At 67.7% G+C, this 25885-nt stretch carries 24 protein-coding genes and 1 pseudogene; 9 read left to right on the forward strand and 16 right to left on the reverse strand.

The features are described 5' to 3' along the window. Window positions 1–60 precede the first annotated feature (60 nt). Window positions 61–537: a hypothetical protein gene (locus LQ938_RS14920; RefSeq protein ID WP_223723297.1), complete on the forward strand. Its 477-nt coding sequence runs from the start codon at window positions 61–63 to the stop codon at window positions 535–537. 72 nt (window positions 538–609) lie between these two features. Here LQ938_RS14920 and LQ938_RS14925 read toward each other — a convergent pair whose 3' ends face one another. Both LQ938_RS14925 and LQ938_RS14930 read right to left on the reverse strand, forming a co-directional pair. Further along, on the reverse strand, window positions 610–951 hold the full coding sequence (locus tag LQ938_RS14925; protein ID WP_223723298.1) for an amino acid transporter: 342 nt from the start codon (window positions 949–951) through the stop codon (window positions 610–612). Continuing rightward, window positions 948–1583, reverse strand: a complete 636-nt coding sequence (locus LQ938_RS14930) for an acyl-CoA synthetase (protein ID WP_223723299.1) — start codon at window positions 1581–1583, stop codon at window positions 948–950. The genes LQ938_RS14925 and LQ938_RS14930 overlap by 4 nt, the downstream gene beginning before the upstream one ends. A 185-nt stretch (window positions 1584–1768) precedes the next feature. On the opposite strand from LQ938_RS14930, the gene LQ938_RS14935 reads away from it, so the two are divergent. Both LQ938_RS14935 and LQ938_RS14940 read left to right on the forward strand, forming a co-directional pair. Continuing rightward, the gene (locus LQ938_RS14935) at window positions 1769–2416 is read left to right on the forward strand and encodes a TetR/AcrR family transcriptional regulator (RefSeq protein WP_223723300.1); all 648 of its coding nucleotides are present in this window, start codon (window positions 1769–1771) and stop codon (window positions 2414–2416) included. Continuing rightward, on the forward strand, window positions 2386–2853 hold the full coding sequence (locus tag LQ938_RS14940) for an NUDIX hydrolase (RefSeq protein ID WP_231341341.1): 468 nt from the start codon (window positions 2386–2388) through the stop codon (window positions 2851–2853). Before LQ938_RS14935 ends, LQ938_RS14940 begins: the two co-directional genes overlap by 31 nt. Here LQ938_RS14940 and LQ938_RS14945 read toward each other — a convergent pair. Continuing rightward, window positions 2825–4300 carry an SDR family oxidoreductase gene (locus LQ938_RS14945; protein WP_223723302.1) on the reverse strand — a complete coding sequence of 492 codons (1476 nt, stop codon included), beginning with the start codon at window positions 4298–4300 and terminating at the stop codon, window positions 2825–2827. The two genes, LQ938_RS14940 and LQ938_RS14945, sit on opposite strands and share 29 nt — an antisense overlap. Window positions 4301–4342: 42 nt before the next feature. Between LQ938_RS14945 and LQ938_RS15560 the strand changes: the two are divergent. The 3 genes and pseudogenes from LQ938_RS15560 to LQ938_RS14960 all read left to right on the forward strand — a co-directional run. Further along, window positions 4343–4807 (forward strand): annotated as a pseudogene (locus LQ938_RS15560) (AAA family ATPase); the annotation flags it as partial. 72 nt (window positions 4808–4879) lie between these two features. Further along, window positions 4880–7114 (forward strand): helix-turn-helix transcriptional regulator, encoded by a 2235-nt coding sequence (locus LQ938_RS14955; RefSeq protein WP_223723333.1) that lies wholly within the window; start codon window positions 4880–4882, stop codon window positions 7112–7114. Window positions 7115–7230: 116 nt separating this feature from the next. After that, complete coding sequence (locus tag LQ938_RS14960) at window positions 7231–8061, forward strand: alpha/beta hydrolase (RefSeq protein ID WP_223723303.1); 831 nt, start codon at window positions 7231–7233, stop codon at window positions 8059–8061. Between the two features lie 41 nt (window positions 8062–8102). On the opposite strand, the gene LQ938_RS14965 is transcribed toward LQ938_RS14960, so the two are convergent. The 3 genes from LQ938_RS14965 to LQ938_RS14975 form a co-directional block, all read right to left on the reverse strand. Next, window positions 8103–8402 (reverse strand): DUF3253 domain-containing protein, encoded by a 300-nt coding sequence (locus tag LQ938_RS14965; RefSeq protein WP_223723304.1) that lies wholly within the window; start codon window positions 8400–8402, stop codon window positions 8103–8105. Further along, on the reverse strand, window positions 8399–8881 hold the full coding sequence (locus LQ938_RS14970) for a hypothetical protein (protein WP_223723305.1): 483 nt from the start codon (window positions 8879–8881) through the stop codon (window positions 8399–8401). Before LQ938_RS14970 ends, LQ938_RS14965 begins: the two co-directional genes overlap by 4 nt. 115 nt (window positions 8882–8996) lie before the next feature. Beyond that, a complete protein-coding gene (locus LQ938_RS14975) occupies window positions 8997–9926 on the reverse strand; it encodes an AraC family transcriptional regulator (protein WP_223723306.1) in 930 nt (309 codons plus the stop codon). Window positions 9927–10012: 86 nt separating this feature from the next. Here LQ938_RS14975 and LQ938_RS14980 point away from each other — a divergent pair, with 86 nt between their 5' ends. After that, entirely contained in the window at window positions 10013–10717 is a 705-nt protein-coding gene (locus tag LQ938_RS14980) for an alpha/beta hydrolase (RefSeq protein WP_223723307.1), read from the forward strand. A 69-nt stretch (window positions 10718–10786) separates the two neighbouring features. On the opposite strand, the gene LQ938_RS14985 is transcribed toward LQ938_RS14980, so the two are convergent. The 8 genes from LQ938_RS14985 to LQ938_RS15020 all read right to left on the reverse strand — a co-directional run bounded on the left by LQ938_RS14985 (window position 10787) and on the right by LQ938_RS15020 (window position 21784). Beyond that, on the reverse strand, window positions 10787–11935 hold the full coding sequence (locus LQ938_RS14985) for an ROK family transcriptional regulator (RefSeq protein WP_223723308.1): 1149 nt from the start codon (window positions 11933–11935) through the stop codon (window positions 10787–10789). A gap of 137 nt (window positions 11936–12072) precedes the next feature. Continuing rightward, complete coding sequence (locus tag LQ938_RS14990; RefSeq protein ID WP_223723309.1) at window positions 12073–13503, reverse strand: glycoside hydrolase family 5 protein; 1431 nt, start codon at window positions 13501–13503, stop codon at window positions 12073–12075. A gap of 11 nt (window positions 13504–13514) precedes the next feature. Further along, window positions 13515–14411: a carbohydrate ABC transporter permease gene (locus LQ938_RS14995; protein WP_223723310.1), complete on the reverse strand. Its 897-nt coding sequence runs from the start codon at window positions 14409–14411 to the stop codon at window positions 13515–13517. Beyond that, window positions 14398–15276: a carbohydrate ABC transporter permease gene (locus LQ938_RS15000; protein WP_223723334.1), complete on the reverse strand. Its 879-nt coding sequence runs from the start codon at window positions 15274–15276 to the stop codon at window positions 14398–14400. Before LQ938_RS15000 ends, LQ938_RS14995 begins: the two co-directional genes overlap by 14 nt. 65 nt (window positions 15277–15341) lie before the next feature. Continuing rightward, the gene (locus LQ938_RS15005; RefSeq protein ID WP_223721943.1) at window positions 15342–16592 is read right to left on the reverse strand and encodes an extracellular solute-binding protein; all 1251 of its coding nucleotides are present in this window, start codon (window positions 16590–16592) and stop codon (window positions 15342–15344) included. A gap of 27 nt (window positions 16593–16619) precedes the next feature. Continuing rightward, the gene (locus LQ938_RS15010) at window positions 16620–18014 is read right to left on the reverse strand and encodes a GH1 family beta-glucosidase (protein ID WP_223721944.1); all 1395 of its coding nucleotides are present in this window, start codon (window positions 18012–18014) and stop codon (window positions 16620–16622) included. A gap of 92 nt (window positions 18015–18106) precedes the next feature. Next, a complete protein-coding gene (locus tag LQ938_RS15015; protein ID WP_223721945.1) occupies window positions 18107–20944 on the reverse strand; it encodes a discoidin domain-containing protein in 2838 nt (945 codons plus the stop codon). Between the two features lie 237 nt (window positions 20945–21181). Next, window positions 21182–21784 carry a TetR/AcrR family transcriptional regulator gene (locus LQ938_RS15020; RefSeq protein ID WP_223721946.1) on the reverse strand — a complete coding sequence of 201 codons (603 nt, stop codon included), beginning with the start codon at window positions 21782–21784 and terminating at the stop codon, window positions 21182–21184. A 153-nt stretch (window positions 21785–21937) separates the two neighbouring features. Between LQ938_RS15020 and LQ938_RS15025 the strand changes: the two genes are divergently transcribed. Beyond that, entirely contained in the window at window positions 21938–23014 is a 1077-nt protein-coding gene (locus LQ938_RS15025; RefSeq protein ID WP_223721947.1) for an alkene reductase, read from the forward strand. Window positions 23015–23087: 73 nt separating this feature from the next. After that, a complete protein-coding gene (locus tag LQ938_RS15030; RefSeq protein ID WP_223721948.1) occupies window positions 23088–23792 on the forward strand; it encodes an SDR family oxidoreductase in 705 nt (234 codons plus the stop codon). Between the two features lie 60 nt (window positions 23793–23852). Here the strand turns inward: LQ938_RS15030 and LQ938_RS15035 are convergent, their stop codons facing one another. After that, entirely contained in the window at window positions 23853–24848 is a 996-nt protein-coding gene (locus LQ938_RS15035) for an NADP-dependent oxidoreductase (RefSeq protein ID WP_223721949.1), read from the reverse strand. Between the two features lie 55 nt (window positions 24849–24903). Further along, window positions 24904–25752, reverse strand: coding sequence for an alpha/beta fold hydrolase (locus LQ938_RS15040; RefSeq protein WP_223721950.1), 849 nt, complete (start codon window positions 25750–25752; stop codon window positions 24904–24906). Window positions 25753–25885: the final 133 nt, after the last annotated feature.

Consider the following 25885-nt stretch of genomic DNA (forward strand, 5'->3'; position numbering starts at 1 on the left):
GAGGCCGCATCCGGATGCCGACCGGCCGCCGTCTAGGGTGGTGACGCAGAGGAGACCAATATGACAGGACAGAACCCGTACCCCGTGGCGCGCCGCCAGTCCGGCGACGCCTTCCCCGGCTGGACGTGGGGACTGCTCCTCGTGCCCGCCGCGATCGGGCTCACGGCTCTTGGCGTGTTCTTCCTCACATCGCTCGGCACCGGGATGGGCATCCTGATCGGCGTGGCGTTGATCGGATGGGCGGCATCGCTGGCAATGCCGTTCTTCGTCATCGCTTGGTATGCCGCGCAGGCCGCCTGGAAAGTTCCGCGTGAACGGCAGGGACGCACCTTTACGGCGCCCTCGGACAACCTGCGCCGTATCGCGTTCCAGATGCGTTGGAGCATCGGCGCCCGCGGATTCATGTTCTCCCCCGCCGGCTACGGCGGCCCCGACCTGCCGATGCTCGTCGCGGGATACGTCGTGCACTTCATCGGGATCGGGGTCCTCATCCTCGCGGGCGTCATCGCCGCGCTCGTCGGACTCGCGTCACGCTGAGAGCGGAGCCCGCCCCGCCATCGGGGAGCACGCGATTCCGGATGCCGATACATCGGCGACCCGCAGATTGCGTCAGGCGGTCGGCGGAGACTCGGAGTCGGATGCGTCGGGCTCGCCCGAGGCGGCAGCATCCGGCTTCTTCGGCAACAGCACGGGGCCATCGATGCCCTTGGTCATCTGCACGGGGTCGACCGCGAGCACCAGCAGGGCGATGACGACGAGCGTCACGATGAAGGTGATGCCGGCGACGATGCCGCCGACGACCAGCGCGTGCCCGGACTGACCCGGAGCGCGGTTCTGGAAGAAGCCCATCGAGATGAGGGTCACGATGCCGGCGAAAGCGGCGGCGACGAACGCCAGGCCGAGCAGCTGCACCGGCTTCATCAGGTCACGTCGGGTCGGCTTGTCGGTCATGAGGCAACCTCCGTTACCGATGTCTCACGGCGGGGCGAGAACGCCGCGATCGCGAGGTAGACGCCGACGATAGCGGCGTAGGCGCCGAACAGACCGACGCCGATCGTGATGCCGGTCAGCGTGAACGACTGCGCGGCCTCATCGATGTAGTAGTCCAGCGCATACTGCGTCGGCACGAGGAGGAGCCCGAGACCGAGGAGCACGCCCACGACACCGACCGTCAGCTCGTCATTCGCCTGCGAGCGCAGCGCTGACCCGCGGGCCGAGCCGCGCCGGGCGCGGAAGCCGGCGATCCCCTCGACGAGTCCGGTGAGGAGCGCCCACGAGACGACCACTCCGAAGAACACCTCGGTGGTGCGGAACGCGGGGATCCCCGACGCCATCCCGGCGAGCGCCGTCAGCACGCCGAGCGTGAGCACCAGCGCACGCTGCCCCGCGGGAAAGACGAGCCACGCCGAGATCAGCAGCACGAGCGCGGTCGCGATCGCGAATCCGCTGAACACCGACAGACCGACGGATGCGGAATGGTCGGGCGAGAACGTGATCATCACGGCCGCGACCACCGCGAAGAGCGCGCGCGCCAGTTGCACGTGGCGCGGCTGGAATGCGCGCTCTGGGGTGCGGTCGGGCATGGCGGAACTCGTCGGGGTCTGCGAAACGGGAGGGAAGATGGCTCCAGTCTAAGTCGTGCAACCTCCGCCGATGCCGGACGCGACCTCAGGCCCGGTCGTGGAAGATGCGCACGATCCACCAGCTCCGGAGCGACGACGGGTCGGCGACGCCGTCGCCCGCATCCGACGCTCAGTAGGCTGACACCGTGACCGAGCCCGCCATCCGACAGCGCGACGCGGAACGCACCCGCGCAGAGCTGCTCGACGTCGCGACCCGCACCTTCGCCGAGTCGGGCTTCTCCGGCACCCGGGTCGACGAGATCGCCGCCCGGACGCGAACGACGAAGCGGATGATCTACTACTACTTCGGGGGCAAAGAGGGGCTGTATCTCGCCGTCCTGGAGCGGGCCTACCGCGGCATTCGCGAGGCCGAGCAGTCGCTGCACGTCGGCGACCTGCCGCCGATCGAAGCCCTCCGCCGGATCGCTGAACTCACGTACGACCACCATCTCGCGCACACCGACTTCATCCGGCTCGTGTCGATCGAGAACATCCACCGCGGCGACTTCATCCACAAACTCGAGTCGCTGCGCACCCTCAACGCACCCGCGCTCGGTGTGCTCGATGTGGCGCTCACCCGGGGTCGCGAAGACGGCGTCTTCCGAGACGACGTGGACGCGCTCGACGTGCACCTGGTGATCAGCTCGTACTGCTTCTTCCAGGTCGCCAACCAGTACACCTTCGGGTACCTGTTCGACCGCGACCTGCTCGACCCGTCGCGCCGCGACCACCTGCGCGCCATGATCGGCGACGTCGTCGTGGCGTGGATGACGTCGGAATCGGTGCGCCCGTGAGCGTCGACGCGAACGTGCCCGCGGAGCGCCGCATCCGCGTTTCCGCCGCCGTCATCACCGACGACAGCGGCCGTCTTCTGCTGGTGCGCAAGCGCGGCACCACAGCGTTCATGCAGCCGGGTGGCAAGCCCGACCCGGGCGAGACCGCGGCGCAGACCCTCGTCCGCGAACTCGACGAGGAGATCGGCATCCGTCCGCCCGCGTCGGCGATCACCTCGCTCGGCACGTTCACGGCGCCCGCAGCGAACGAACCCGGGCACCTCGTCGTCGCGGACGTCTTCCGGGTCGAGATCGGCGCCGCGGTTCCGGTGATCGCGGCCGAGATCGCCGAGTCGCGCTGGGTCACACGGGCGGATGCCGACGAGATCGAGATCGCCCCGCTCGCCCTCGCCTACTTCCTTCCCGAGGTCACCACGCGCCCGGCTGGTAGTCCTTGAGGAAGACCCCGAAGAGGTCTTCGCCGGCCTCGCCGCGCACGATCGGGTCGTAGACACGGGCCGCGCCGTCGACGAGATCGAGCGGAGCGTGGAAGCCCTCTTCGGCGAGACGCACCTTCGTGAAGTGCGGGCGTTCGTCGGTGATCCACCCCGTGTCGACGGCGGTCATCAGGATGCCGTCGGACTCGAACATCTCGCGAGCGCTCGTGCGGGTGAGCATGTTGAGCGCCGCTTTGGCCATGTTCGTGTGCGGGTGGCCGGGGCCCTTGTAGCCGCGCCCGAACACGCCTTCCATCGCCGACACGTTCACGACGTACGTGCGGCGTGCCGGCGAGGCGGCCATCGAGGCACGGAGTCCGCGGATGAGGAGGAACGGGGCCGTCGTGTTCGCCAGCTGCACCTCCAGCATCTCCAGCGGGTCGACCTGGTCGACATGCTGGGTCCAGCTGTTGATGTGGTCCTCGTCGGGCACGAGCCCACCCGCGTCGATCGCGGTTCCCGCGGCGAGTCGCTCGAGGGATGACGAACCGGCCGTCATCGCTTCAGCGGTGAGTTCGTCGGCCGTCCGCGCGGCGGAGGCGAGAATCGGGTGGGCGGAGACGGACTGCGCGAGCGCCAGCGGGTGCGCGTCGTTCGTGTGCCCGAAGGTGAGCAGCTCCGGCAGCGGTCCGTCCGGAAGCGGCGCGAGCTCCGCGTCGACGAGCGGCTTGTACGCCCCCTGGGATCGACGGACGGTCTGCGCCGCGTTGTTGATCAGGATGTCGAGGGGCCCGGCGGCGGCGACCGACTCGGCGAGCGCGATGACCTGGGCCGGGTCGCGCAGGTCGATGCCGACGACCTTCAGCCGGTGCAGCCAGTCCGCCGAGTCTGGGAGCGCGGCGAACCGACGGACCGCGTCACGGGGGAAGCGCGTCGTGATGGTCGTGTGGGCCCCGTCGCGCAGCAGCCGCAGCGCGATGTACATGCCGATCTTCGCGCGGCCACCGGTGAGAAGTGCGCGGCGTCCGGTGAGGTCGGTGCGTGCATCGCGCTTCTCGTGACTCATCGCGGCGCAGTCCGGGCAGAGCTGGTGATAGAACGCATCCACCGTCGTGTACGGCTTCTTGCAGATGTAACAGGCCCGCGGCTTGAGCAGCTCGCCGGCGGTCGGCGCGGCGATCCGCACCGCGAGCGGGATGCCGCGCGTCTCATCGTCGATGCGGTCGGAGGCCCCGGTGGCGGTCGCGGCGACGACGGCCCGATCCGCCTCGGCGATACGATCGCGCTTGTCGCGGCGGCCCTGCAGCTTGACCGCTTTGTACAGCTTGCCGGTCGCGTGCCGCAGCGTCACGTAGTCGGGGTCGTCCTTCTCGAGCGCCTCGGCGGCGGCCAGCACGCGAAGGGCGGTGGCGAGGTCGTCGGGGTCGATCGACGGCCCGTCGGTGGCAGCGGGATCGGAGGAGGGCACACGAGAGTTTATCCGCGCATCGCGGGATCATCCTCCGGGCGGATGCGGGTAGTCGCTTGCAGGCACCGACTTCGATACCCTGCCCCCATCGACGCGAATCCGACACTCTTCGTGGGCCGGTCCGATGACCTCGAGACTCTCGGCACACTCCTCCGTGCTGCCCAAAGCGGGAATGCGTCCGCTCTCGTCATCGTAGGCAACCCGGGGATCGGCAAGACAGCACTTCTCGATGAATTTCTCACGCGGCGCGAGACACGCGACTCGAGAGTCCTTCGGCTGACCGGCTTCTCCACCGAAGCAGACCTCCCTTACGCCGCCATCGATCTTCTCCTCCGTGATCTGCAGAACGATCTCTCGACTCTTCCTCTCGACCTGCGACACGCACTCGAGGTGGCCACAGGACGCGCGGGCGGCCCGCCACCAGACCGATATCAGGTCGGCGCCGCAGTTCTCACGCTCCTCGCGTCGGCGCCCCGTCCGGTGGTGTGCGTTGTCGACGATGCTCACCTGCTTGACCCGGCGTCGCTCGCCGCCCTCGCGTTCGTCGCGCGTCGTCTCACTGCGGAATCCGCATTCATTGTGTTCGCATCGCGTCCGACTCCGACGACCCTGGAGATGCTCGCCGGAATCGCGGTGCACCGTTTGGATGGGTTGGATGCGCTATCGGCCGTCGCACTCCTGAACGCTCGTTCTCCGCGGCAGTTCGATCCCCACCTCGCAGTGAGGGTCGCCGCGCAATTGGATGGCCACCCCCTCGCGATTACCGACCTCGCGTCGCACGCGGATGCGGAGCGGCTCGCGCTTCGCGCCCTGTCGCTGGAGCCACTTCCGCCCGGCGCACTCCTCGAGGACTTCTACCTCCAGCAAGTCCGAGAGCTTCCTGCGAGCGCCGTCGCCTTCGCCCTGCTCGCCGCCGCCGATACGACCGGTGCCGCGGACGTCGTTCGGCAGGCGGCGGACGAGCGGAGACTCCCTCCCGACGCATCGACCCCGCTCGAGAACGCGAAGCTGCTCGAAGTCGGAGTGCGACTGCGGTTCCGCCACCAGCTGATCCGCTCTGCCGTGTACAACGGCGCCTCGTCGGCCGATCGGCGCAAGGCACATATCGCTCTCGAGGGGGCATCCCACGCCCAGGGCTTCGTCACGGCTGCGGCCATGCATGCCTCGGCGGTCGCCGTCGCGCCAGACATCCCACTGGCCGCACGGCTGGCCGCGCTCGCAGATGCCGCCGGCGGGCGGGGAGCCCTCCTTGCTCAGGCGGGACTTCTGGCACGCTCCGCAGAGCTGACGCCCGTCGGTGTCTCACATGACGAGCATCAAATCGCCGCAGTGGAAGCCGCCCTCGGCGCAGGAGCCGCGCTGCTCGCGCGCGAGATGTTGGACGCCCTCGACTTCGAAGCCCTGACCCCGGAGCACCGGGGTCGCGCGCTTTCCGCGCGCGCATTCGTCGCGCTGTTCATTGCAGATGCCGATAGCGTTCCGCTCGTCGCCTCGATGTTCGCGCGCGCTGCCGACGCGTTTCGTCCGGTCTCTGCCGTCGCCGAGCAGCACGCCCTGATCAACGCGTACTCGTACGTGTGGACGACAGAACGACGTACCACCGGCATCGAGCTCACAGATTTCGGCGAGCGATTGCAGACGGGAGCCGACTCAGCGCCTGGACCGCACGCCGAGATCCTTCGCGGGCTCGCGGCCCACATCTTCGGTCCGATTCCGGACTCTCTGCCGCCGATGCGCGAGACTATGCGCGTCATCGATGAGCTCGATGACGACGCGTTCTTCGAGGTGGGCGCCAGCGCCGTGCCCCTCGGAATGGCTCTCGCCGACCCGCACGCCGCGCTCGATGTCACCCGCCGCCTGGTCGACATCGCGCGTGCGCGCGGAGCATTGCAAGCGTTGGATTCTTCGCTGTGGATGCAATCCACGATCCATGTCCAACTCCTCGACATCGCCGCAGCCGGACACGCTCTCGAGAACATCCGTGAGCTCCGGCGAGCGATCGGCTATCCCGCAGAGCACGTGGTCAACGCGGCGCACCTGGCGCTCGCGGGCGCCCCGCGCGGGGCGGTCGATACCGCCGGAGACGCAGCGCGCGACAGCGGTTTTACCGGAGCGTGGACGGTGGCGCAGCGCGGTCTCGGGTGCCGCCTCGTCGCCGAAGGCGAGTACCGAGAGGCCTACCTTCTGCTGCGCCCTCTGGTGGAGAACGGCTTTCTCCATGTGGCCCATCTGTCGCTGGCCGATTACGCCGAAGCATCCGGGCGAAGCGGGTACCTGGGCGACGCGCGGGCGGCGACCGCATCGCTTGAGGGACTTGCGACGGCGACACCCACCCCGTGGATGCGCGGGCTCGCACATCGCTCCCGGGCACTGCTCGCGAGTACCGCTTCCGCCGAAGGAGAGTTTCTCGCCGCGATCCAGCAATTCGAGCAGATCCCTGCGCCGGGCGACCTCGCTCGGACGCACCTGCTCTACGGCGAGTGGCTGCGTCGTCAGCGACGGCGACGGGACGCACGGGTGCATCTGGCCCGAGCGGTGCGTTCCTTCGACGCGCTCGGTGTCGTGCCGTTCGCGACCCGCGCCCGGCACGAGTTCGCCGCGACCGGCGATGTTGCGCCGCCACCCGCATCCGAGAGCGATCTCAGTCCTCAGGAGTCGTTGATCGCGACCCTTGCTGCGGAGGGGCGCAGCAACCCGGAGATCGCCGCCGCACTTTTCATCTCCCCCCATACGGTGGACTATCACCTCCGCAAAATATTCCGAAAGCTCGGCATCACCTCTCGCCGACAGCTCACGGACGCGCGCCGCACCTGACCCGTCAGCACTACGTACTCCACGGGGTGCGCGCATTCAAGATCGAGGCGAAGGTGGAGTCAATCCCGGCCCGCGCGACGACGGGCTGTCAGACCGATATCTGAAAGGCAACGACCATGAGCTCCGACACGCCAGACACGATCGTCCTCATTCACGGCCTCTGGGTTACTCCGCGTAGTTGGGCGGAGTGGAAGGCGAGATACGAAGCGCAGGGCTACACCGTGATCACGCCTGCGTACCCGGGATTCGAGATCGAGGTCGAAGCTCTGCGCGAGAGCCCGGACCTCATTGCGAATCTCACCGTCCCGGAGACTCTCACGCATCTGACGGGCGTCATCGAAGCGTTGCCGAAGCCGCCCATCCTCATGGGCCACTCCTTCGGCGGCCTCCTTACCCAGCTCCTGCTCGCCCGCGGACTCGGTGCGGCCGGTGCCGTGATCGACTCCGCCCCCACCGAGGGCGTCCGCGTGACGCCGCTGTCGCAGGCACGATCTCTCTTTCCGGCGCTGAAGAACCCGGCGAACCTGCACAAGGCGGTGGGCTTCACCAAGGACGAGTGGCACTACGCCTTCACGAACACGCTCAGCCGGGAGGAGTCTGACGCGGTCCACGACCGCTTCGCCATCCCCGCGCCGGGCAACTGGATCTGGGCGTACGGTCTGCTCGCGAACTATCAGCCCGGCCACCAGGCCACCTGGGTCGACTACTCGATCGATCGGGCTCCGCTTCTTTTCATCGGCGGAAGCGAAGACCACATCATGCCGCCGGCCGTCAACAAGTCGAATGCGAAGCACTGGTCCAAGTCGCCCGCCGTCACGGAGTACTACGAGTTCGCGGGGCGGGGCCACTGGACCTGCGCCGAGCCCGGCTGGGAAGTGGTCGCAGACTACGCGCTGGCTTGGACGGTCGCGAACGCCCGCTCGGTTGCCGCGACAACGACGCTCTGATCGCACCGCCGGAGGAGGTCGGGACCATCGGCGCGGGGCGGTCAGCTCCGCCGTCGGATGCGGATGGGACCCTTCGCGCTGGCCTGTTCGACCACCTCGCCGCCCTGGGTGATCTCGACCTCCCCGGCGTCGGTCAGGCGACGGGCGGCCTCGCGCACGGGGTCCATGAGCTCTCGCCACCGCTCGTCGCCGAGGCTTCGCGCCACATCCGAGGGGCAGATCGTCGCACCGGCCGCCCGCAGGCTCAGGAGTCGCCGGATCTCGTCCTCGAGTGCGCGGTCCGTGGGCGTGGTTCCCGTCTGCGCCCGCCGAGTGGATGGGGCGAGATCACCGGCCGTCACGGGAGGAACCGCACCGTCGTATCCGGCGGAGCCAGCTCACGCACCGCCTCGACCGCGGCGCTCGACGCATCCCCGACACCCACGAGATAGCGGCGACCGTCCGTCGTCGTGATGCGAACGGCCGTCGTCTCCCCGGCGCTCAGCAGGATTCCGTGTCGCTTCTGGCTGCCCTTGATGCCCCACCCTCCGAAGTCCTCGAACGGGCGCACCTCTTCGACATCGATGGCGGCGATGTGGGTCCATCGCAGCGTCTTTCCCCAGAACGGCACGAGCGAGAACGCAACGCCGGCCTGACCCGCGCGCAGCCGGACACCCGAGAAGAAGGTCACGACGATGAGCATGGCGATGGCGACGAGCACGACGACAGCCCCGGCGGGGGTACGCACGTTCAGGACGCCGACGAGCAGAAGTATCGCGGGACCGACGAAGAGCACGGCACGCAGAGGTGCGCTGAAGCGTCGATGGGCAATCGTCTCCATAGGAACAGCCTTTCAACGAAAGGCGGATTTGTCAGGGGCGTATCCCGGGAAGTGCGGGCGCACCTGACCGACACGCACCGGCCACGGCCCGGCGAGGACGTGGCTCGTCCGGCATTCAGCGATCGGAGGCGGGGGTGCGCCCGAACCGGGCGCGATAGGCACGGTGGAATGTGCCGACATCCGCGAAACCGCACTCCGCCGCGACAGACCGGATCGACCGGCCGCGATCGTCGGGCCCACGCAGGGCTTCGCGGGCCCGATCGAGGCGAATGCCGCGGAGCCACGTCGAGAAGGTCTCGCCCTCGGCGGCGAACTCGGTCTGGACCGTGCGGGTCGAGCATCCGAACGCCCGGGCCATCGCGGTCAGGTCGAGACGGGCGTCGCCGACCCGACTCAGGGCGTATGCGCGCATGGCATCGCGACGACCGGGGAGTGCGGGTTCCGCCGCGCAGGCCGCCTCGAGCATCTCGAGCACGCTGACTGCCATGACCTCGGCGACGCGCACCATGCCGTTGCGGGCCGCCGACGTGAGCAGCTCGACTTGCGCCGACACCTGCGCGCCGAGCGGAGTTCCGGCCAGACGGTCGTCCAAGAGGGCGATCATCGACCCTGCCCGCCGCGACAGCATCGCGCGCGGAATGCGCACCGACGCGAGCCGCAACGGTCGCCGCGGGTCGGCGATGACGGTGAACGGAGCATCGTTGTCGAGCACCAGCGCGCCGGCGCCCACGTGCCACGTGGCACCGCCCTGCGCGAGGCCCCATGCGCCGGAGCTCTGGTTCACGAACACCGCGTCATCGGACACCCGGCGCAGCGACGCCCGGTCGCGACTCGCCGACACCCCGGGGGTGCTGATGAGTCCGAGCGAGAAGGGCCCGATGTCGTAGAGCGAGAAGTCCGCAGCGAAGGATGCCGACCGCTGCGGCCGGATGCCGACGTAGACATCGGCGACCGCATCGCAGAAGTAGTCGAAGTCCCGGCCGGGAGGGAGCCCCCGGGTGGTGCCGACCACCCGGGGGCCGATCGCCGCTTCGCGCATCGCCATCGATTCTCGCCTCCTGCCACATCGCCGTGACACCGCCGCATCCTATTCTCGTCGCACCCGAACGAATTCCGACGGAAGAGGCGACGATGCCCGACAACCGACCCACCCTGCTCTTCGTCCACGGCGCCTGGCACGGCTCCTGGTGCTGGGACGAGGTGACGACTCTGCTCTCCGATCAGGGATGGCGCATCCGCCTCATCGACCTGCCGACGGTGCACGCCGCGGGCAAGGAGCTTCTGGGCATGCAGGACGACGCGGATGCGGTGGCCGCCGCGATCGACGAGATCGTCGGCCCGGTGACGGTCATCGCCCACTCGTACGGGGGCGTGCCGACGACGCAGGGGGCGACCGACCCGCGGGTGCGGCACATCGTCTACATCGCGGCCTTCGCGCTCGACGAGGGCGAGTCGCTTCTCGCCGCGGTGGGCGGAGAAGCTCCCGATTGGTGGCACGTGAACGGGCCGGTCGTGACCGCGGGCGACGACGACCAGCCGCCGCAGCACCTGTTCTACGGGGATGTCGACGCGGACGTCGCGGATGCCTCGGCCGCCCGGCTTCTTCCGCAGTCGGTCCGCGCGTTCACCGAACCGCTCACGCAGGTCGCATGGCGGGATCGGCCGACGACCTACATCCTCACCGAGCAGGACGCCATCTTCCCGATTCCCGCACAAGAGGCCCTGAGCGCCCGCGCCGGCTCCCGCGTCGCGCGCCTGAACGCGAGCCACTCCCCGTTCCTGTCGCAGCCCGACGCCGTCGCGGAGATTATCGCGGCGGCCGCATCCGGGGCCTGACGCTCAGGCGGGAAGGATCACCCGCACCTGCTCGGTGATCTGCGCGATGATCGATCGTCCGCCTGACGGTCACCCGGCGCGAGCGACCGTCCAGCCCGTGGTGATGAGAGCATCCAGGGGCAGGAGCCCTGCTCCTACCGCAACAGAGTCGCCGGCGAATCGAGTGCCCATGAGCCTGTACTGCGACGCCGGGCGGTGCAGCGCGTGCGCGGTGATTGCGGCGTCGATCTCCTCCGCGTAGGCAGCGAGTAGGCGTTCACCGACCCAGCCCCCGATCAACACGCGCTCGGGATTGTTGAGATTGACCATGCTGCCGAGCGCCGCCCCGAGCTCGTCGATCACCCGGATGATGAGGGCTCGTGCTGCAGGGTCTTCCTCAGCGGAATCGATGAGCGCGCCGAGTGCCGACCATCCAGAGCCCGGAACGTCGGCGCCGGTGTCCTTCCAGCGACGGAGGATCGCATCGGCGCCGAGGTAGGCCTCTACGCATCCGCGGTTTCCGCAGCGGCAGAGCGCGCCGCCCACCTGGAGGGTCGTATGTCCCCATTCGGTGGCGCTCGAACGGCTTCCCGTCGCGATCTCGCCGTTGATCACGAGCCCCATTCCTATGCCACGACCCATCTGGGCGACGATAGCGTGCTGGCTGTCCTTCGCGTTCCCGAACCAGAGCTCCGCTCGCGCCTGCAGGGTGGCGCCGTTTTCGGCGATCACGGGCACCGCATCCACCGCGCACAGTCGGGTCACCGCGACCGGTTCCCACCCAAGGCTCTGCGCGTAGACCGTCTGGATGCCGTCCGCATCCGTCTCCACGATGCCCGGCAGGCCGAGGCCCACGCCAACCAGGGTGCCCCAACGCGCCGGATGGCGGGATCGCAACGCGTCGAGCGCCGCCGCGATGTCTGCGGCGATGCGCGGCGCCGTCTCCGCTTCATGTCCGCCCCGGAACTCGCGATCGATTTGGTTCATCGAGAGGTCGAAGAGTTCCGCGGCCACACCGCGTTCCCCGACGTCGATGCCCACTATCACGGCGGCGTCGGTGCGCGGTCCCACTATCGTGATTGGTCGGCCGCCCCGAGACGACTTGCTTCCGCGCTCCTCCACGAGGCCGTCGTCGATGAGCTCGACGACGATATTCGCCGCGGATGCGGCCGAGAGGCCGATCTCCGCGACGATCTCGGCGCGCGTCGTTTCACCGCGCAGCAGGATGTGCTTCAACACCACTGCCCGGTTACGCTGCCGCAGGGACGTGACAGTTGATGCGTCCGAGGGTGCCATCACGGCCCGTTGCGGGAGGGGACCATTCATGATGAGACGACGATACGGGAGTGCGCCCGCGCGGTGCCCATCGACCGTCGTCACGCAGAGACCTTCACGCCGCGGAGCACGGCGGGACGGAGCGCACGGATCACGAGGTGCCCGTCGGCCCATCGGCCCACGAAGTCGTCCGGAGCGTCGCTGTCGAGCGTCCACTCCTCGGGCCTCTTCTCCAGCGCGAAGCGCACTTCGGCGTCGACCGCCATCTGCAACGGAAGCACCTCCTCGGCCGTGTAGGGCTCGCCCGCGGTGTGATGCCACATCGTCGGAGCGGCGATCCCGGCCAGCCCCCGGGGCGACGGCGGGTTCTGCGGATCATGGCCCCACGCAGGAAGAGAGAGGGGCGCGCGAGCGAACATCGCGTTGACGATATCGGACCGCACGTCGCACTGATCGACCGGAAGTGCCGCGAGGAACACCTCAAGGATCGCCCAGGCCTCATCCGGACCCGGAGTGGCGCCCGGGTCGGAGATGAGGTCCCAACCGGCCGGCCTCCGGATCGACAGCGGCGATGTGCGGGTGTCGAGCTTCTTCCACGGCCAGAAGTTCCAGCCGATCCCGTGCCGTTCGTAGAGCCGGTGCGCGGTGTAGATCCACTCCGGCGTGTTCTCGCCCCCTTCGCCCATGTAGATCGGAAGCCCGAGACGGTCGCGTGCGGCGAGATACTCGTCGATGCTCGACTCGTCCGGAGCACACCAGTAGCGGTGGAACTGCAGCATCGAGTTCGCATCCCAGACCTCCGTGAAGATCGACCAGTTGGTAGCCCAGTGGGCGCCCTCGTAGACGATGAGGTGATCGGGATCGATCTCCCGGATGGCGATGGTGAGCGCTCGATACAGCTCCGCGAGCTCGCCCGCGTAGGTGTATTGCCAGTCGTTGGGAAGCGGCTCGTTGAGCAGGTCGTACCCGAGGACCACGGTCTCGTGCCGATAGCGTCGTGCGAGCTCTTCCCACAGTCGGATCGTCAGCATCCGGTAGCGCTCCTCCATGAACAGCTCGGGCAGACCGCGCGGGGAGTCGTCGATGTTCGTGCCGGTCTGGCCGCCCGGAGCGCCATGCAGATCGAGCAGCACCCAGATACCGTGCGACCGGCACCATCCGATCAGATCGTCGATGCGCGCGAAACCCGCCTCGAGCATCCGACCGTCATCGTCGATGAGCGATCGGGAGTTTAACGGCAGCCGCACATGGTCGTAGCCGAGCTCGGCGATGCGGGCGATGTCGAGTTCCGTCAGAAAGGCCTCGCCGAACCGGCGCCAGAACTCTTCGGCTCGCTCCGCCCCGACCAGGCTCCGGATGCGGGCTTCGATCTGCCGGGGCGAGCTCATCTCGTCGCCGAACCTCCACATGTACCCCTCGGGCAGCAACCAGTTGCCGAGACCCATCCCCCGCAGCAGCAGCGGATGCCCCTGGCCGTCGACCAGCTGGGCGTCTCGGGCGTGCACGAATCCGTCGAACCGCGACGTTGTCATGGAGGTACCTGTCATTTCAGGCCGGACAGAGCGAAGCCCTGCACGACGAAGCGTTGGAAGATGACGAAGACGATCAGGATCGGGACGACCATGAGCGTTGCGGCCGCCATCTGCAGAGAAGGGTTCGTGGCGATCTGCTGGTTGAGCAGCGAGACGCCGACCGACAGTGTGTAGAGCCGCTCGTCGTTGGCGAGGATGAGTGGCCAGAGGAAGCTGTTCCACCCCGCGATGAAGGTCAGTACCACCTGAACGGCCAAGATCGGGCGGGACATCGGCAGGATGATCCGCCAGAAGATCCGCAGCTCCGAGGCCCCATCGATCCGCGCCGCCTCGATCAACTCGGTGGGGATGGTGACCATGAACTGCCGGAACAGGAACACGCTGAAGCCGGAGACGAGCGTCGGCAGCGCGATGCCGATCAGGGTGTTGGTGAGCTTGGCGCCGTTCAGGATGAGGTACGTCGGGATCATCGTGACCTGCACGGGGATCATCATCGTGATCAGCACGAGGAAGAACAGCGGTTCGCGGCCGCGGAAGCTGAATTTCGCGAACCCGTAGCCCGCCATGGCCATCAGGATGAGGCCGATCATGCTGATGGCGACGATCGCGATCGTGTTCACGAGATAGCGACCGAAGTCGAGCTCTTGGAAGAGCTGAACGAAGTACTCGAACGTCGGGCTCTCCGGCAGCACCGCCGGCGGGTAGGCCACGGACTCGCTCCGCGGCTTCACCGACGACGTGATCATCCAGATGAACGGGAAGGCGGTGATGAGCGCCCCGATACCGAGGATGATGCCGATGATGACCGTGGTCGCCCGGGCGGTGGATCGCCGTGCGCTCCGTGGTGCACGCGAGAGCGGAACGTCGAGGCTCGGGGCGAGCGTCTCTCGGAGGTCAGTAATCGTCATCGGATCTCCTGGTTCGCAGCTGGATAAGGGTGATCGCGGCGATGATCGCGAACAGGATCACGGAGCCCGCGCTGGCGTAACCGAACTGGCTGGCGGAGAAACCGGTCTGGTAGAGGAAGAGCGACACGCTCGTCGACTCCCCGAGCGGCCCGCCCTTGGTGAGCACGAAGGGCTCGTCGAAGAACTGCAGCCAGGCGATGATCGTCGTGATCGTGACGAAGAAGATCGCGAAGCGGAGGAGCGGGATGACGACCGAGACAGCCTTACGGAATTCGCTCGCACCGTCGAGGCTCGCCGCCTCCAGATACTCCTTCGGCACGCCCTGCAGTGCGGCGAGGAAGATGATCACGTTCAGCCCGGTGCCGCGCCAGACGGCGACGAGCACGAGCGACACCTTGACCATGACCGGGTCGCTCAGCCACTGCACCGGCGGCAGACCGACGAGCGACAGGATGTAGTTGAACAGCCCGAATTGCGTGTTGTAGAGGTAGCCCCAGACCAGCGAGATCGCGACGATCGCGGTGATCGCCGGCACGAAGTAGAACGTCCGCAGAGCCTTGAAGAACCAGTTGCCGGAGCGGTTGAGCAGGAGCGCGATGACCAGCGAGATGATCACGACGCACGGGACCCCGATGATCGCGAAGATCCCGGTGTTGGTCAGCGCCTGCCAGAAGTCGGGATCGGCGAAGAGCTTCGTGTAGTTGTCGAGACCGATGAACTCGATCACCGACCAGTTGCCGAGCCCCGCGAGGTTCATGTCGGTGAAGCTCACGAAGAGGGCGATCAGGATCGGCAGCACGCCGAAGGCGAGCAGCAGGATCATCGTCGGGGCGATGAAGAGGTAGGGCGCGGAGCGGGCTTTCATGGGGTCTCCCGGAGAGGCGGCGGGGTGGGGCCTCGAGTGCCCCACCCCGCCGGCAGCGTGCTCGGTCAGTCGATCGAGGTACCGCTGGTGGCGTCGAACAACGTCTGCAGCGCCGTCTTCGTGTCGGTTCCGGTGAGCACGATCGAGTTCAGCGCATCCAGGAGCGCCTTGCCCGTCTCCCCATCCCAGTTCGGAACGAGGGGGAGCAGCGCCGAGTCCTTCAGCTGCTCGGCGTACACCGCGACGAGCGGGTCGGCCGTGAGCGAGGCGTCTTCGAGCGCGGCCTTGACCGTCGGCAGCTGGCTGTCGATGCCGTACCAGGTCAGCTGCGTTTCCGGCTCCGACAGGAAGTCGAGGAGCGACAGTGCGCCGTCCTTGTTGTCCGTGGAGCCCCAGACGCCGAGGTTCGAGCCTGCGAGCAGCGAGGTGTTGTCGGTGCCGGAGGGGATCGGCGACACGGTCCACTTGCCGTCGAGCTCCGGAGCGGCGGCCTCGATCGCGTTGGCGAGGTACGGACCCGACACGAGCATCGGAGTCGCCCCCGAAGTGAAGCCCTGCGTCTGATCGAAGTCGGCATTGGTGGGTACCGAGCCGTCGGCGTAGAACCCCGTATACAGGTCGACCGCGGCCTCGAACTCAGGGGTGTCGAAGTCGATCTCCCCACTGTCCGTGACGATCTGTCCGCCCTGATCCCACGTCATGATGACGGGCAGGCTCGAGTCCCACTGCGGGATGTAGTAGCCGTACTGTCCGTCTCCCCGGCCCGCGAGAGTCATTGCATCCGTCCGCAGCGCCTCCCACGTGGCGGGCGGCTCGGTGATGCCGTTCTCGGCGAGGACGTCGGTGCGCGAGTACAGCACGCGGGTGTCGCTGACCCACGGAACGCTGACGACGTCGCCTGCGACCGCGGTCGCGTCTCCGGCGACTCCGTCGAGGAAGTTGTCCGATGCCAGGTTCGGGTAGTCCGCCAGAGCGGATTCGTCGAGGGTGAGGAGCGCCCCCGACTCTGCGAACGTGCGCAGTTTCGAGACGCCGATCTGAATGATGTCGGGGCCGTTGCCCGAGGCGACGGCGGTGGTGAACTTCTGATCGACCGCATCCCATGGGATGGCGACGGTGTCCACGGTGATGCCGCTCTTCTCCGCGAAGGGGGCAACGAGTTCGTCGAAGTGAGCGGAGCTGTCGCCCATCACCCAGACGGTCAGCTCCTTCGAATCGGAGGATGCGCCGGAGCCTCCTCCTCCGGCGCATCCGGCGAGCGCGATGATGCTGACGACCGCGACGGGTGCGGCGACGGCGAGACGTGATCTCTTCATTGAGGATCCTTTCGGGATTGGTGCAGGTTACCGTCGGGCGACGGCGGGGATGGGTCGGGTCTGAGAAGCGTGGGCGGCGATCAGGTCGCGGTACCAGTGGGCGCTCAGCTTCGGGATGCGTTCCTGCGTGCGGTAGTCGACGTAGACGATGCCGAATCGCTTGCTGTAACCCTCGGCCCACTCGAAATTGTCGAGGAACGACCACACGAAATACCCGCGGAGATCGACCCCGTCGGCAATCGCGTCGGCTGCAGCGGCGAAGTATCCGTCGAGGTAGCTGACGCGTTCCGTGTCGACGATCTCCCCGCCGGGGTCGACGTAGTCGTGGAAGCTCGCGCCGCTCTCGGTGACGTACACGGGCAGGTTCGTCCACTCCTCGGAGACTCGTGCGAGCACCGAGCGCAGCGCATCCGGCGTCACGGACCACCCGAAGGATGTGGTCGACGGCTCGGCGGGTACCTCCCGCACACCGAACGGCATGGCGTCGTCGGCGGAGGCGATCACCCGTTGATAGTGATTGACTCCCGCGAAGTCGACCGGTGCCGAGATGATGGCGAGGTCACCGTCGTGGATGGCTTCGGAGAGCCCGAGCGGGTCGAGGGCCTCGTGGACGGTCCGGCTGTACTCTCCGCGGTAGACCGGGTCCATGAAGACCCGGTTGGAGACCGCGTCGAGCCGCACGGCGGCGGCGCGGTCCCGATCTCCGTCGGTGGCCGCAACGATGTCGGTGAGGATGTCGGTCACGCCGACGCGTGCCGCGGGGGCGACCTCCCGGATCGCGGCGACGGCCAGCCCGTGCGCCAGATTCAAGTGGTGAGCGGCCGCGACGGCCGCGCGCAGATCCTTCCGCCCCGGTGCATGCGCGCCGTAGCCGTAGCCGAGGAACGACGAGCACCACGGCTCATTGAGCGTGATCCAGTGGGATGCCAGGTCGCTCAGCTGCGTCAGGACGGCGCGGGCGTAGTCCGCGAACAGATACGCGACCTTGCGGGATGTCCACCCGCCCTCGCGTTCCAAGGGGTCGGGAAGATCCCAGTGATAGAGGGTGACGTACGCGCCGATCCCCCGCGAGCGCAGCCCCTCGAGGATCTGACGGTAGAACGCGACGGCTTCGGGGTTCAATGCGCCTCGCCCGTCGGGCTGCAGACGAGACCACGAGACCGACAGACGGTAGCTGGTGACGCCCAGGGAGGCGAGAAGGTCGAGGTCGGACTCCCACCGGTGATAGTGGTCGCACGCGATGTCTCCGGTGTCGCCGTGGAGAGTGAGCCCCGGTGTCCGGGCGAAGGTGTCCCAGATGCTCGGCCCGCGCCCACCCTCGGTCGCGGCGCCCTCGATCTGGTAGGCGGCGGTCGCGACGCCCCATGCGAAGTCTGCCGGGAAGGCGGCGAGATCCACCGTGATGTGCGGAGTGGTGTGCACGTTGGTTGCTCCTTGAGTTCGGCTGGCGAAAGGGCTGGCGCCGGCGGCCGGGAGGGACTGCCCTTGCGGGGTACCGCTCCCGGCCGAGGCGATCAGTACGACGAGTAGACGCTGACCTCGTCGATGGTCCACCACTGCGGGGCGGCACCCGTTTGGGTGATCCGGATGTAGCGGGCTGTCGTCGGCGAGATCGAGATGGGGCGTTTCCAGCCGTAAGCGATGCCGGTCGCCGCCATCGACCACGTCGTGCCGTCGGTGGATGTCTCGACCGTGAATCCGCGCGGATAGTCCCAGGTCGACCCCGATGGAGTCTGCACCGTCACCATCGCCACGGTCCGGTTCGCTCCCATGTCGATCCGGTACCACTCACCGCCTGCCATGGCCGCTCCGCTGCTCCACGCGCCCGACCCGACACCGTCGATCCCGCCGGCCGTCGAGGTTCCCGGAGCCGTCGACGACGCTGTCGCCGTCCACCCGCTGTGGCTCACCGCGGTCGGCGCGAACGAGGTGGCGCCGGCGGCATACTTGGTGAGAGTCGCGACGAACCGATCGTTCTTGGTGAAGTTCGCGGTCCCGAACTGGCTCACTTTGGAGATGAATGTCGCCGCGTTGTCGGAGTTGATGATCGGCACCGGTCGAGGGTTGTTGTAATACATCCCCCAGTACGCGAATCCGTCGTTCGCCGACCCCTTCACCTTGTAGGTCCAGGCAGACCAGGACACGTGGGAGGCGTTCAGCCCCGCCATGAATCGCGACCACACATCGTCGTTGTAGTAGAGCGAGTACTCGCCGTACAGGATCGGGATCCCGGGGTCGGCGAGCTTTGCGGGAAGTCCGGCCAGCTCGTTCGTCACGAGCTGGTTCTGCGCCGTCCAGTCCTTCGAGTTCGGCATGTCGTAGGGGTGGTACTCGTAGACGACGTTCGTCCAGCCGTAGGTCGACGGCGCCGCGATCGCGCCCAGGCCGAAGAAGGCACCGAGGAAGATCGTGTGGTCGGGGTCGATCGCCCGCACGGCGTCGTAGAGGCGGTCGTAGTAGTCGCTCTTCTGCGCGACGTCGTCCGCATCCTCGCCGTAGTCGATGAGCGGTTCGTTGATCAGGTCGTACCCGGCGACGCCCGGGTTGCCCTCGTACCGGGTGGCGATGGCCTCCCAGATGTCCTCGGTCCAGTTCTGGTAGGTGGCGCTGCCCCAGAACCCGTTCGGGTTCGGACCGATGCGGCCGCAGCTGCCCCAGGGGCATCCGCCTCCGGGTACGGTGTGCAGGTCGACGAGGACGTACATGCCCCGCGCCGAGGCTTCGCTGATGATCCAGTCGATCTTCTCCCAAGGGTCGGCTTTCCAGCTGCCGTCCACGTTCAGGAATGTGTTCCATCCGATCGGTACCCGGATGAAGTTCATCCCGGTTGCGGCGATGTTGTCCAGGTCGGCGGCGGTCAGCCATGTGTCCTGGTGCGCGTCGATCACGGACTGCGCCCCCGATGCTCCGAACCGCGATGTGAGCGTCGTGTTGAGGGAGTAATCGTCGTTGTAGAGGCCGGCCGTCAACTCGCCGATCGACCACCACTGCGCTGCGGTGCCCGTCTGCACGAGCCGGAAGTACCGCGCCGACTGAGCCGGGAAGTGGATCGTCGTCGCCTTCCTCGTGCCGGCGCCGGTAGCGACGGTCGTCCAGGCCGTGCCATTCTTCGAGAGCTGCAGGCTGTATCCGCGCGGGTAGTCCTGCTCGTCAGTCGAGTTCTTAGCGGTGTCCGTCGTCACGTTGTTGAGAGTGATCAGCGCGCCCATGTCGACCGTAAGGGTCTGGCCGTTGGCCTGCGCAGCTCCCGTCGTCCACCGGCTCGAGACAGAATTGTCGATGATGTTCGCCGGGCCGGATCCTGTCGTTGCAGTCACGGCCCATCCGCCGCGGTCGAGGTTGCCGCCGGAGGTGATCGCGATCTCCGCAATCGACCACCACTGCGAAGACGTGCCGTTGGAGGCTATCCGCAGGTACCGCCCGCCCTTGGCGCCCTGGAAGTCCGCCTGGATGACCCGGTTCGTGCCGTAGCCGCTGGCGACGTGTGTGAAGTTGGCGTTGTCGTAGGAGGTGTAAACATCCCACACGCGGGGGTAGTCGCCCGCAGTCGCTGCACCCGAGTCGAACAGGACTTTGTCCATGTCTACGTTCCGGCCGAGATCGATGGTGTAGCTCTGGCCGGGGACCTGGGGCACTCCGCTCTGCCACACCGTGCCGATGTTGCCGTCGATAGCACTGCCCGGACTCGTGCCGGGGGCAGAGCTCGACGCCGTCGCCGTATGCGTCCCGTTGAACAGCACAGGATCGTTGAACAGGTTGATCTCCCCGACCGACCAGAGCGCCGCCGCTGTACCGGTCTGAGACACCCGTACGTAACGCGCCACCTGCGGGGTGAACTGCGCCGTGGTCACACCGTCAGTTCCGGGCCGTGTCGCCACGCTCTTCCAGGTGACGCCATCCGACGACGTCTCGACATTGAGCGAGCGCGGATATTGGCCGGCGTTGTTGCTGTTGTCGATCGACAGTCGGTTGAAGAGGGTAGCCGCGGAGAGGTCGAGACGGATCCACTCGGAACCGGCCTGATTGGCACCCGTTGTCCATCGCGTCGCGGCTGACCCGTCCACGGCGTTAGCGGGACTGCCTCCAGAGCCGGTCAGCGTCCAGCCGCTTCGGTCGACAGCAAACTCTCCCAGCGGTGACATCCAGTCTTCCTGGGTGAGCCAGCCACCGACGTTGGTGCCACGGAGATTCACGGTGGCGCCCGTGCCGGACTCGGTCTTTAGTACGTTTCCGCTCGCTTTGATGAAATCGGCGCCGGTCAGCGCCGCCGCGTGCGCGGGCGCCGGAGCAGCGATAACGGGCGAGAGCATTGCCGCCAGCGCGACCACCGCCACAACCATCGTCTTCTTCATGATCCTCCTTGATCACCTGTCGATCGGGAGCCGAACAGTGCCCGTGAACACATCGTGGCGTAGCACTCGCAACTTTGTCTATAGCTTGCAATAAGTAATAGCAAAAGTAATCCGCCACCAACCGCCAACGACGAGAAAGAGCGCGCCGCCGCGCACGCTGGGCGCCGCGATCGCCGCTGAAGACACGTCGCGCACATCCGGTCCCTGATCCCGGCGGCCGCATCCGGGGCCTGACGCTCAGGCGGGAAGGATCACCCGCACCTGCTCGGTGATCTGCGCGATGATCTCCTCCACGGAGCGGTCGACGTTGATCGTGGCCGCCACCGTGACGAACATGACCGCGGAGACGACGTGCGCGAACGTGCGTGCGGACTCCGCGGTCATGTTCGTGTGCCGCGAGAGCACCTCGGCGACGACTTCTTCGGTCTGGAGCGTGAGGTTCAGTGCGTCGCGGTGGTTCGGCTCTTCCGGGTCGCCGAACACGACCTCGCGAAGGTAGGTGCGGCCGTTGTCGACCTGCTTGCGCGCGCACTCGACGACGGGCCGGACGGTCGCGATGACTCCCTCGAGGGCGCCGGTCGCCTTCTCTGCCTGTGCACGACCCTCCGCGAGAGCCGCTTCGTAGAGCGAATTCTGCACGAGCAGCAGAAGTTCGGCCTTCGTCTTCGCGTAGAGGAAGAGGGTGCCGGTGCCGATGTCGGCGCGATCGGCGACCTGCTGCGTCGTGACCTCGTCGACGCCACGCTCCTCGAAGAGCTCGCCGGCGGCTGCCATGATCCGCTCGAGCTTGTCGAGCTTGTTGCGCTCGCGCCGTCCGAGCGGGCGACTGTCGACTGTCATTCGTGGTCCTTCGGGAAGAAAACGTGATTAGGCTCAGTTACGAGCTTAGTCACTGTCGCGCGGGCTCGGATCGTGGACCTCCACATCCTCCCACGCGACCAACGAGCCCCGCTCGGGCGGCGACTCGGCTCATCCACACAGGTAAGGAACCCCATGACCTCATCCACGCTCTGGCAGCCGTTCACACTCGGACGAGTCGAGCTGCCGCACCGTCTCGCGCTCGCTCCGATGACCCGCAACCGCGCGGAAGCCGACGGAACCCCCGGTCCGATGGTCGCGGAGTACTACGGGCAGCGCGCGTCGCTCGGCCTCATCATCAGCGAGGGAACACAGCCGTCCGAGGACGGACAGGGATACCTGAACACCCCCGGCATCTACACGGACGCGCACATCGCCGGATGGCGCGGAGTCGCGGATGCGGTGCACGCGGGTGGTGGATCGCTGTTCATCCAGCTCATGCACGTCGGGCGCACCTCGCACCCCGACAACACGCCGCATCACCGCCAGCCGATCGCGCCGTCCGCGATCGCGCCGGGACAGGAGATGTTCACCGCCAACGGTCCGCTGCCGATCCCGACTCCCCGGGAGATGACGTCCGCCGACATCGCGTCGGTCATCGCCGAGTTCCGGCACGCTGCCGCGTCGGCCATCGCCGCCGGCGCGGACGGTGTCGAGATCCACGGCGCCAACGGGTACCTGCTGCACCAGTTCCTCTCCCCGAACGCCAACCACCGCACCGACGCATACGGCGGGTCGGTCGAGAACCGTTCGCGCTTCGTGATCGAGGTCGCTCAGGCCGTCGCGGACGAGATCGGCAGCGACCTGGTCGGCATCCGCCTCTCTCCGGCCATGCCGCTCGGCGGCATCGACGAGGGCGACGCCGAGAGTGTTCGTGCGCAGTACCGTCAGCTCGTCGGTGCGCTCGCGCCGCTGAACCTCGCGTACCTGCACGTGCACCACGTGGGCGACGACGAACTGCTGCGCTCGCTGCGCGAGATCTGGCCGACCGCCGTTGTCGTCGTGCGTTACGGGCGCACCCGCGAGCAGATCGCCGACGACATCGACGCCGGCCTCGCCGACATCGCTCCGCTCGGACGTTTCGCCATCGCGAACCCCGACGTCGTCGAGCGCCTCCGCACCGACGCCCCGTTCACCGAGCTGGACCCCGCGACGCTGTACGCCGGCGGCGCCACCGGCTACACGGACTACCCGACGCTCACCGCATCCTGACACCCCGCATGCTCCGGCCCGCTCGGGCCGGAGCACGCCCCCTCATCCCCACCGAACAGAAAGCCTTCACCCCATGCCTTCACTCAACGGAGCTGTCGTCCTCGTCACCGGTGCGAACGGCGGTATCGGCACGCACTTCGTCCGCGACGCCCTCGCACGCGGGGCCGCCAAGGTCTACGCATCCGCCCGCACGCCCCGCGACTGGGACGACGAGCGCATCGTGCCCCTCACCCTCGATGTGACCGACGGCGCGTCGATCGCCGCGGCCGTCGCGGCCGCGCCCGACGTCACCGTTCTCATCAACAACGCCGGCGCCTCGACCCCGACCCCCGGGATCCTGTCGCACAGCGACGAGGAGATCCGTGCGAACGTCGAGACGAACTTCCTCGGACCGCTCTTCCTCGCCCGTGCGTTCGCTCCGATCCTGTCGGCGAACGCGCCCTCCGCGATCATCGACATCCACTCGGGACTGTCCTGGTACGCGGTCGCCGGCATCTACAGCGCAACCAAGGCCGCGCTGTGGTCGGCCACGAACTCGCTGCGCATCGAGCTCGCACCGGCGGGCGTCCATGTCGTCGGCGTGCACGTGGGCTACGTCGACACTGCGATGACCGCGAACGTCACCGACCCGAAGCTCGACCCCGCCGTCCTGGTCGCGAAAGTCTTGGACGCTACCGAGGCCGACGAGTACGAGGTGCTGGCCGACGAGACGTCGGTGCAGCTCAAGGCCGCGCTGAGCGCCCCCCTCGAGGCGCTCTACCCGCAGCTCGCCAAGTAACGCACCCACACAGCGACGCCCCGGGCCGATCGGTCCGGGGCGTCGCTGTGTGTCAGGGGATCACGGGTGGGTGACCACGGCTTTCCCGCGGATGCTGCCGCCCGCCAGGGACTCGACGCCCGTCACGGTGTCATCGAACGAGAAGACCCGACCGACGATCGGGCGGATCGCGCCGCTCTCGATGAGCGCCGTGATCTCGCGGAGCTGGTCGCCGCTCGCGTGCATCAGGAGGAAGCGGTAGCTCACGCCGAGCTTCTTCGCCTGCGCACGCACCTTGCGGCTGAGCGCCGTCACGGCGAGCCGAAGCACCGGGTTGAGCCCGGCGGCAGCGGCGAAGTCGGACGTCGGCGGACCCGAGATGCCGATGGCGAGGCCCCCGCGCCGCAGCACCCGGAGGGAGCGCTCGAGGTTCTCGCCACCGAGACTGTCGAGCACGAGGTCGTACCCGCTGAGGCGCTTTTCGAAGTCCTCGCTGCGGTAGTCGATCACGTGGTCCGCACCGAGCTCGCGGACGAAGTCGGCGTTGCGTGCGCTGGCAGTGGTTGCCACCTCGGCGCCCAGGTGCTTAGCGAGCTGGATCGCGATCGATCCGACGCCGCCGGCTCCGGCGTGGATGAGCACCTTCTGACCGGGCTGGACGTCACCGATCTCGACGAGCGCCTGCCACGCGGTCAGCGCGACGAGAGGCAGCGATCCGGCTTCCTCCATCGTGAGGGATGCGGGGCGCAGAGCCGCATCGTCTTCGTGGACGGCGATACGCTCCGCGAACGTTCCGATCCGGAAGTCGCGGGGGCGGGCATACACCTCGTCACCGGGCCGGAACCCTCGCACTCGGGCACCGACGCGGATGACGGTCCCCGCGACATCGTGGCCGAGCGTGAGGGGCAGTCGGTACGGCAGGATCTGCCGGAACTCACCGGCGCGGATCTTCTCGTCGAGCTGATTGAGGCCCGCCGCCTGCACGCGCACGAGGATGTCGTGGTCACCCACGGTCGGTTCGGGCATATCCGCTTCGTGCACGGCGGTCTTGTACTTCGAGACGACGAACGCTCTCATGGCTGGTGGTTCCTTCGGTTCTGGTGTGGATGGGGAGGTCGAGGCGCGAGCCGGCTCAGCGGCGCAAGAAGTCGCGCGCTCGGACGACGACGTCGAGGGCGTTCTGGGAGACGACGCCGTGGCCCGAGTCGTCGAACACCGCGAGATCCGCGTCCGGGAAGATCCGCCTCAGGGCGGACGCATTCGCGATCGGCACGACCCGATCGTTCTGACCGTGCAGCAGGAGCACCGGGCCCGCGAAGGGCGAGGTCGTGACGAGCGGGCGAAGACCCCACCGGTGCACGGCGGAGATCTGAGTGCGAAGAACCGTCGGGCTGACCGCGGCATCCCGATCGCCGGCGCGCTCCGTGAGGCGGGCGAGGTACGCCCGGGCCGCCTTCTTCCCGCCCGCCGTGCGGGTGAAGAAAAGGTAGGTGCGCGGGTTGGTGAAAGTGATCGCACCGCGGACGATTCCGCCGACCATGACCCCCGTCATCTTCGCGAGGTGCGGGCCACCGGCGGGGCCGCTACTGGAGAGGATGAGCCTCTCCACGAGCTCCGGCGCTTGCGCGACGACTTCCTGCGCGACCATCCCGCCCATCGACATGCCGAAAAGGTCGATCCGGTGCAGGCCGAGTGCGGCGAGCGCCGAGATCACATCGCCCGCCATCTCCTCGATGGATCCGCGCACCTGCCCACCCGACCGACCGACGCCGCGGTAGCCGAGGAGCACAACCCGGCGGTCACCCGCGAGGCCGTCGAGAACGCGCGGATCGCCGTCGTCGAGATTCGCGGCGAGGTGGTTCAGCACGACGAGAGGGAGCCCGTCCGCGGTGCCGAATTCGCGGTAGACGATATCGACTCCGTCGACCGTCACGGTCCGCGTGGCGGCATCGCGGAACCGGATGGTGCCTTCGAGCGTCATGGTCAGCCTTTCGCTAAGTTTTCCGAGCTACCTCAATCATGAGCGCACTCATATATTTTGTCAAGAGCCACCGTGGCCTCTCGAGGCGTTCGCCGCGCTTCAGCCGCGGTTCAGGCTGCGCCCGCCACACTGA

Origin of the sequence: Microbacterium sp. cx-55, assembly GCF_021117345.1 — a bacterium.
Taxonomy (GTDB): domain Bacteria; phylum Actinomycetota; class Actinomycetes; order Actinomycetales; family Microbacteriaceae; genus Microbacterium.